Annotated in this window: 8 protein-coding genes and 3 pseudogenes; 6 read left to right on the top strand and 5 right to left on the bottom strand. The window is 51.7% G+C overall.

All coding sequences use genetic code 11. The annotated features are described in order from the left end of the window. Positions 1–172 precede the first annotated feature (172 nt). Positions 173–373, top strand: a pseudogene (locus H7F08_RS15765) (sigma-70 factor domain-containing protein); the annotation flags it as partial. A gap of 11 nt (positions 374–384) precedes the next feature. Here H7F08_RS15765 and H7F08_RS15570 read toward each other — a convergent pair. After that, on the bottom strand, positions 385–813 hold the full coding sequence (locus H7F08_RS15570) for a hypothetical protein (RefSeq protein WP_226831179.1): 429 nt from the start codon (positions 811–813) through the stop codon (positions 385–387). A gap of 174 nt (positions 814–987) precedes the next feature. After that, entirely contained in the window at positions 988–1,998 is a 1,011-nt protein-coding gene (locus tag H7F08_RS14345; protein ID WP_226831177.1) for an aldo/keto reductase, read from the bottom strand. Positions 1,999–2,309: 311 nt separating this feature from the next. Between H7F08_RS14345 and yghU the strand changes: the two genes are divergently transcribed. Both yghU and H7F08_RS14335 read left to right on the top strand, forming a co-directional pair. Then, a complete protein-coding gene (yghU, locus tag H7F08_RS14340; protein WP_193640910.1) occupies positions 2,310–3,191 on the top strand; it encodes a glutathione-dependent disulfide-bond oxidoreductase in 882 nt (293 codons plus the stop codon). Positions 3,192–3,515: 324 nt separating this feature from the next. Beyond that, complete coding sequence (locus H7F08_RS14335) at positions 3,516–3,770, top strand: hypothetical protein (RefSeq protein ID WP_226831175.1); 255 nt, start codon at positions 3,516–3,518, stop codon at positions 3,768–3,770. Positions 3,771–3,894: 124 nt separating this feature from the next. On the opposite strand, the gene H7F08_RS14330 is transcribed toward H7F08_RS14335, so the two are convergent. Beyond that, positions 3,895–4,452: an FUSC family protein gene (locus tag H7F08_RS14330; protein WP_193640909.1), complete on the bottom strand. Its 558-nt coding sequence runs from the start codon at positions 4,450–4,452 to the stop codon at positions 3,895–3,897. Positions 4,453–4,679: 227 nt separating this feature from the next. On the opposite strand from H7F08_RS14330, the gene H7F08_RS14325 reads away from it, so the two are divergent. The 3 genes and pseudogenes from H7F08_RS14325 (at position 4,680) to H7F08_RS14315 (ending at position 7,274) form a co-directional block, all read left to right on the top strand. After that, positions 4,680–4,865 (top strand): hypothetical protein, encoded by a 186-nt coding sequence (locus tag H7F08_RS14325; RefSeq protein WP_193640908.1) that lies wholly within the window; start codon positions 4,680–4,682, stop codon positions 4,863–4,865. A 310-nt stretch (positions 4,866–5,175) separates the two neighbouring features. Then, a pseudogene (locus H7F08_RS14320) lies at positions 5,176–5,295 on the top strand (IS1595 family transposase); the annotation flags it as partial. Between the two features lie 341 nt (positions 5,296–5,636). Continuing rightward, positions 5,637–7,274 carry a SagB/ThcOx family dehydrogenase gene (locus H7F08_RS14315; protein ID WP_193640907.1) on the top strand — a complete coding sequence of 546 codons (1,638 nt, stop codon included), beginning with the start codon at positions 5,637–5,639 and terminating at the stop codon, positions 7,272–7,274. On the opposite strand, the gene H7F08_RS14310 is transcribed toward H7F08_RS14315, so the two are convergent. Together H7F08_RS14310 and H7F08_RS14305 are read right to left on the bottom strand one after the other, a co-directional pair. Further along, complete coding sequence (locus H7F08_RS14310; protein WP_075322271.1) at positions 7,271–7,639, bottom strand: helix-turn-helix domain-containing protein; 369 nt, start codon at positions 7,637–7,639, stop codon at positions 7,271–7,273. The genes H7F08_RS14315 and H7F08_RS14310 overlap by 4 nt on opposite strands. 99 nt (positions 7,640–7,738) lie before the next feature. Beyond that, positions 7,739–7,885: pseudogene (locus tag H7F08_RS14305) on the bottom strand (IS256 family transposase); the annotation flags it as partial. Positions 7,886–7,914: the final 29 nt, after the last annotated feature.

Genomic DNA, 7,914 nt, shown 5'->3' with positions numbered 1-7,914 from the left:
GGATTGGGATTTATGCTCCAGAGAAAGTCCTGCAGCTTTTTGCAGGGGTGAAATTTATCGATGGCATACCGGCTAACCTCACCCTGCCGGATGATCAACAGACCGCCGCCTGATCTATGTCAGAAAATGCTCATACACCAGATTTGACTATAGCTCCGCCCATGGCGATGCCGTGCGTCTTTATCTGCAGGAAATAGGACGTGCCCCGCTGTTGACTGCTGAACAGGAAGTCACCCTTGGCCGCCGGGTCAAAGCTGTGGATATGGCGGCGCGTAACGCCATGACTGAAAGCAATTTACGTCTGGTAGTCAATTTGGCCCGATGCTATCTCCACCGGGGGCTTCCCCTGTTCGATTTGATTGAAGAAGGGAATCTGGGCCTGATTCATGCCGTCGAAAAATTTGATCCGGACAAAGGATTCTGTTTTTCGACTTCCAGTATGCGAAAGGGCCGGACCACGTGGAATGGAATGCTGGCGTCCGATAGGGAAAAGGCGCAGGCCAGCAGACAAACGCCTGTCCGGCTACCGACAAGATCCCACTCTGTAATTTCAGAAAAGCTTTGAAGGGCATCAATGGCGGGTGCATTGAGACCATAGCCCGGTCTTTCAATAATGAGGTCATGTCCCACATCAATGACACCATCTGCAGCGACCTGGATAGCGACTGGGTTTTGATCTGGAGGAGGAGCAAAACGTGTCGCAACCACAACGGGGTAATTTGTAGCCACATCGCGAACGCTTTCCACCAAATCAAGATCTGGAGAAAACCCATATTGCAGATCGATGATTAATAATCCCCTGGTTTCAGCCATCAACCTATCCTAATAAAGTCTAATAGTTTCAAAAAATGAATAAGACAAATAACTTTCTAGATGTTTTTTTCGAAAGTTACGGCGACCAGGTCGAACGAAATCCTACCATTCAGATGTCATCTTTGTGCATCACACGTTAGTAATATTTCCCAGCTTTTCTGAGAGATATTTACTCTACGCATCGCCATTTTGTCTACTTACCATCCATTGCGGATAGAGAGGCGCAGGGACAGTCAATGCGGATAGAATTTTCACGTCTTCCTCGCTTAGCTTAACCTGAATAGCGCCCAGGTTATCCCTTAATTGCTCCATTCTTTTTGCACCGATAATAACGGAGCTGACGCCAGTCTGGGCAAGAAGCCAAGCAATGGACACCTGAGGGATGGTTGCACCAATATTTCTAGCGATAGCCTCAGCAGCCTCCACAGCATCATATCCATGGACCTGGTCGATGGGCGGGAAATCAAAGTCTTTCCGCCTTGCTTCGGCAGGTGCGGTGACATTACGACGGTATTTACCCGTGAGAAAGCCGCCGGATAGCGGTGACCAGGGAAGAACCCCAAGACCCAACTCGCGACAAAGAGGAAGTAGTTCGTGTTCCAGATCCCGACCAACTAAAGAGTAGTACGCTTGCAATGAAGAAAAACCTGTCCACTGGCCGACATCCGCTAACGCTTGCGCGCGCGCGATATGTCGAACCGGCCAATTGGAACAACCCACATACAGCACTTTGCCGCTGCGCACCAAATCATCCAGGGCGCGCAGCGTTTCGTCCATGGGTGTGTGGCTATCCCAGCCATGGACTTGGTAAAGATCGATATGGTCTGTCCCGAGACGACGCAGACTGGCATGGCAAGCGGTCATGATATGCTTGCGAGAAAGACCAGATCCGTTAGGGTCTACATCACTCATGATGCCGCGTACTTTGGTAGCTATAACTGTAGAATCCCGATGTATCCCATTATTTTTCATGGCGATCCCAAGGATTTCTTCGGACTCTCCACGGGAATAAACATCAGCCGTATCGAAGAAATTAATTCCCGACTCCCATGCATGACGCACCATCTCGTCGGCTTCCGACTGACCAACTGTCGCGATATTGTAAAACTTGGAGCCGAATGTCATGGTTCCTAAGCAAAGAGAAGACACCTTTAAACCGGTTCGACCAAGTTGACGATATTCCATCAATTCACCTCGCGAATGAAAATCCGATAATTTTGGGCTTGTCAGTGAGAATAGTACCCCATCAATCCCTTCATTTTACCACAACATCTCTGCTTTTGCGTGGCGCGCATAGCTCCTGACGATGTGGATAACGTTTTGAATTCAATTTATACAAGGGCTTGATTAGAGAAGAATGGTTGCCAAATTTGAGCACGTCAAAGGCGAGATGCGGCAATCTGTCCGTTTGATGCGCATGGGTTGAATTGAAGCGATTGTTGTGATGACAGAGTATGGTTAAGTTGTAACCAGGTTCAATCCAAGGAGAATCATTCATGACCAATTCAACGGACTACGTGCCCCCTAAGATTTGGGTCTGGAACAAGACTGAAGCAGCTAGTGCTGTCACGCTTCTCAACCGTCCTGTTTCAGGACCAACCCACGATAAAAAACTCCCCGTCGGTCATCACCCATTGCAACTGTACTCTCTGGCGACGCCCAATGGCCAAAAAGTGACAATTCTGCTTGAAGAGTTGTTAGCACAGGGTCATGCTGGTGCAGAATACGACGCGTGGCTAATCCGGATCCGTGACGGGGATCAATTTGGAAGTGGTTTTGTAGCGGTGAATCCAAACTCCAAGATCCCAGCTCTCGTAGATCAAGGTGGTCCACAGCCTATTCGGGTTTTTGAGTCTGGTGCGATCATGCTGTATTTAGCCCAGAAATTTGCGGCGTTCCTGCCTACCGATCCAAGTAGGCGCGCCGAGTGCCTATCATGGCTATTCTGGCAGATGGGAAGCGCCCCTTACCTGGGTGGCGGATTCGGTCATTTCTACGCCTATGCCCCCGAAAAGATTGAATATGCAATCAATCGGTTTGCTATGGAAGCCAAGCGACAACTTGACGTGCTCGATAAACGGCTCTCGGAAAATGAATATATCGTAGGTAGCGAATATACGATTGCTGATATGGCCATCTGGCCCTGGTATGGTGGTTTGGTTAAAGGCTGGCTGTACGATGCTGCGGAGTTTCTTTCGGTGGAGGGCTACCCGAATGTTCGGCGCTGGGCAGACAATATCTACGCCCGTCCTGAGGTACAACGCGGAATCAAAGTGAACCGCATCGTTGGCGAACTTCCCAGCCAGTTGCATGAACGCCATGATGCGCGTGACTTTGATCTACGCACACAAGATAAGCTCGTAAATGCCAAGCCGTAATCAAAGGCTTCACATACTGAAGCAGACTTCGTTCCTTTGAGAGCCGTTCTACTGCTGAACGACCGCTGTCCTGCTGTCGCCCAAAAAGACTCAACGACGGCAGGGCAGCGGAAGCGGTCGTCCGGTGGACTGACCATCACGTTCTCAAAACTCGGTACTATGGCTGTTGCCTCAGATTTTGAAGAAGCTCCTTTCAAATAAATCATATAAATTTTTGTTTTTCAATTAGTTGCAGAAATAAAGCTGGCTCAGCATGACTACAGAGATATACGATAGGGCTAGACTTGAAACCAGAGTCGCCCAGTTATAGCGCAGAGAGATGCCTTGGCTAAGATTCATCTGCAACTATCCTTGGCGCTGAGTTATGAAGTGAATGCGCCCGGAAGCGATTTCATTTTCAACAGTGGCGCCCCAGTGGTCTTGCGCTCTGCGAACAGGGACCAGAATTTACCGTGGAAGCTGCTGGGAGTAAACTCAGCGCGTATTGATATGGGTGGAAGAGATGTCGAGGTAGATGAATCTCTGGGCCTTAATTGCACTTGGTACGCCGATATTCTGATGACCCTGACAGCCAATTAAGAATGCGCATACGTGGCTGCAAATTGGTTCGCATCCCACTCCGCACTCTGCAGATACTGAATTTTCCGTCATGCCCAGATAATTGAGTCCAGAAAGAGATGTTGCGCATCATTAGGGCAAAGATCTAGGGTTTCTTTGCATCCAATCCCGGCAGGTTCTCGCCGAAGTAGCCACCCAGTAGACCTACTCCTGCACCAATGAACACTTCTATCGTCCGCATGGCGGCATTTATCCATGGATTCGCTGCGTTCAAATGGGAAAAGATCACAATGATCAAAAGGGCTGAGACGACCTGTCTGCCCCGATCTGCCAATCCGAGCGCCTGACTGATGAGCATAGCCAAAACGATGATCAGTGCCAGATCCCACATATGGGGTGGAAACCAGAACAGATACACCAAGGCCACTGCCACTCCCAGGAAAGTGGACCCCATGGTAGAAAAGAAGCTTTCACGGGTGGCCGCGCGATTATCTTTATACACACTTAACACGGTAGCTGCCGCCCACAAGGCCCCCACTACGGCAACACCGCCATGAATGGGGCCAATCATGTCAAACTCGTATCCCAGCAGGTAGGCCGTGATTACCAGAATCGTCACGTAGACACTCCGAACATAAGCATCCCAATGATCCAGACGCTGTTCAGTCTCAAGGACTTTGCGGCGGATAAATTCAGATAACATGTTGTCACGCTCCGATTTGACGGTGGGATAAGCACATTTTCAGCTACCAGCAGATTCCGGATCTCTTCCTGACCAACGGGGGCGATGAAGTTTGTCTTAGGTATAGGCTATCCCGAACACAGTCAACCAGTCTGACATGCGTGGGTTGGTTACCGCAAGGCAAAGGCAGTTGATTCATCGGGGACCTGCCTCGCCATAACAAGCGGAACAAGTAAGGATTTTGTTCGGTGGGCAAGATTTCCAGCACCCGTGAGCTGATGCCGCATAAAAGCTATCAGGGGGACCATGTGATCGATGCGGCTACGGTTTGGGTGTTGTCTCTGGTGTATACCGCCGGCCAGTGGCCGCCAGTGAAGCAAAAATACGAAGTGCGGATGCTGCATTTCCGCATGCGCCTGTTACGAAGTGGATAAGCCGGACTATATCTCGAGACTCGGTGGGGTTTTCAATCAGACCTTATGATTAGTCAATTTTCATCAGGGAGCAGCGTCAACAAGGTTGTTTGACCAAAGAATAGATGAAAGTTGTAATTAATAATGTTTTACAAAATGTTAGGAAGTAAACTTCATGGTGTGCAGATAAAAATTCAGAGTCCCGCATGGGAGGATGGCTGAAAATAAATTTGTCGTGGGCAAAGGGATTATTGTGGAGCATAATGGTCAAGTATATAAACAATTAATAATATTCATTCGCAATATCTGGCCCTTCGGCCAAGGAGATTATGGTTTTCAATGCCCGCATTGCGGACACGATCAAACCCACTGGGTAGTACCTTGCAAGGTCTATCCGTGTAATCTCTGCCGACGCCAGACCGCTGTGAATGCTGGCACATTCTTTTTATCGCGCAAGCCCTCAAACTCGCACATTACGGGCCATGTATTTCAGACTCATTTCTATTGGACAAGGCTGCTGCTTGACACTCGCAGGGAGGCGATATAGCCCCCTACGGGGAGCGTGATCGAGATAGACATTCTGGTATCTGACGCCGTTCGTGCCCTTCGCGCGGTTGGCAAGACCCGGGATGCGCAAATCATCTTTGGTGGGGCACAACACTCCCTCAGGCATTATAGTGGATTACTCTCTGGAAAAGGTAGCGGTCAGCGCGCCAAAAGCGCGTTTACAGGCGGTTGCCGCACCAGAATAAAATGCCAAGACTAGGACTGACTAACGGAGCGGCGCGCATTATGGAGACAAGCAATAACAGCGAAGCGGTGCAAGTGGTGATGGCCTACCATGAACGGACCAAGCATCACCTGAATCGCTATGCCGCCGGGCCGGAAGCGCTTGATTGGGATACACAACCCAACCCATTCCGCACGTTCACCGGAAGCCCACGGCGCGTCTTGCCATTGTTGACGGACGAAACTGCCGTCACTTTCGCCGGGTTGCCTGCCGCTACGTTCCAACCCTTCACTCTGCAGACGGTCGCGCAGTTTTTGGAGCTCTCACTCGGGCTGGCGGCCTGGAAGGAATACGGCCCTAATCGCTGGGCGTTGCGTTGCAATCCATCCAGCGGCAACCTGCATCCCACCGAGGCCTATGTTCTCGCCTTCGGGGTGCAAGGCATCAGTGATGGACTCTACCACTATTTGAGCCTGGATCATCTGTTAGAACAACGCTGGTATCCTGATGCCGGACAGCCCGGCGCAGGATTGTATATCGGGCTGAGTTCCATAGCGTGGCGCGAAGCATGGAAATACGGCGAACGGGCACTACGCTATTGTCAACTGGATATTGGTCATGCGCTGGGTGCCCTGCGCTACGCTGCTGGCACCCTGGGTTGGCACCTTCGCCTGCGCGGGGATGTGGATGATGCCCGATTGCGCAGCCTCCTGGGCCTGGACCGTTCCAGTGATTTCGCGCAAGCCGAGGGCGAGGATGCAGAGCTACTGCTGGAAATCCTCCCAGCCGATACCATGTCCTCCGCCATCGCTAGACCCGCTGCGCTGCCGGGGCAATGGCGAGGTCAGGCCAACTGCCTAGATCCCCACCCCCTGTACCGGTGGCCGGTCATTGCCGAAACGACCATTGCCAGCAGGATGCCGGTATTCACTCCCGACCCACTTCCGCCTGATCCCTGGCCAGCACGCAAAAAATCGGGGCATACTGCCGCCAGCACCCTGATCCGCCGTCGGCGCAGCGCCCAGCGCTTCGACCCGAAGACGGTCATGGCGACTGATGATTTCTTTACCCTCCTGGATGCGTTGCTGCCCCGTTCCGATCTGCCATGGGATGCCTGGCCCTTTACCCCGCACATCCATCCAATACTTTTTGTGCATCGCGTCGAAGGACTGAACAGCGGCCTCTACGCTCTGCCGCGCACCGGGGAGGGCGAACAATTGCTACGCATGACCCTCCATCCCGACTTCTCCTGGGAAACCGTGGCTGATGCACCCGTACACCTGCCCCTGTGGCGACTCTATAGTGGCGACGTGCGCAGTATCGCCCGGACCCTGTCTTGTCATCAGGCCATTGCCGCCGATAGCTGCTTTGCGGTGGCCTTTCTGGCGGAGTATGCCGACTCCCTGAAGAGCGGTGCCTGGCATTATCGTTTGCTCTACCAGGAAGCCGGGCTGCTGGGCCAGATATTGTATCTGGAAGCCGAATCCCTGGGTCTGAACGGCACCGGCATCGGCTGTTTTTTTGATGATGCCGTGCATGAAAAATTGGGGATCAGGAATAACCGTCTGCAATCCCTCTATCATTTCACCGTGGGTCATGCTCTGACGGACACGCGAATCAGCACACTCCCGCCCTATACCCAAAGGGAACTGGGCACTCACACTGGAGTGAGCTATTACGGCGGCAGTTCGTTGACTTAGCCCAAACTCTCCGTAATCAGCACATCGGCGGGAATTCCCAGGCTTTTATGTAATCTACGGATCATAGGCAGTGTCAACGGGCGCTTGCGATTCAGGACTTCGTATACCCGGTTCCTCCTACCGATGATCGGCTCCAGATCTTTAACAGACAGATTGCTCTGTTCCATTCGGAATTTGATGGCTTCCACTGGATCGGGCGCAATGATGGATACATGCTTGGCCTCGTAAGCCTGCACTAGCGTGGCCAGGATATCTAGGCGATCCCCCTCCGGCGTGCCCAGATCAGGGTCGGAATCCATCAAGGTGGATATTTCCTTGAGGGTGACAGCGTAGTCTGCTTCGGTATGAATGGGGCGAATGTCCATGTTTCCCTCCTTTCCTGATCAGGATATGTCAACGGTATCCGCGTCCACTGCGTCATGAGCTATAGTCAAATCTGGTGTATGAGCATTTTCTGACATAGATCAGGCGGCGGTCTGTTGATCATCCGGCAGGGTGAGGTTAGCCGGTAAGCCATCGATAAATTTCACCCCTGCAAAAAGCTGCAGGACTTTCTCTGGAGCATAAATCCCAATCCAGCGTTTTTCAGCCTGCTGCAGCATCTTGAAACCTGTCTCTTATACACATCTCCGAGTCAACG

The sequence above is a fragment of the Acidithiobacillus sp. HP-11 genome, assembly GCF_015100075.1.
Classification (GTDB): domain Bacteria; phylum Pseudomonadota; class Gammaproteobacteria; order Acidithiobacillales; family Acidithiobacillaceae; genus Acidithiobacillus; species Acidithiobacillus thiooxidans.
Note: the sequence above shows the minus strand (reverse complement) of the source record. Positions and strands in the feature narration are given on the sequence as shown.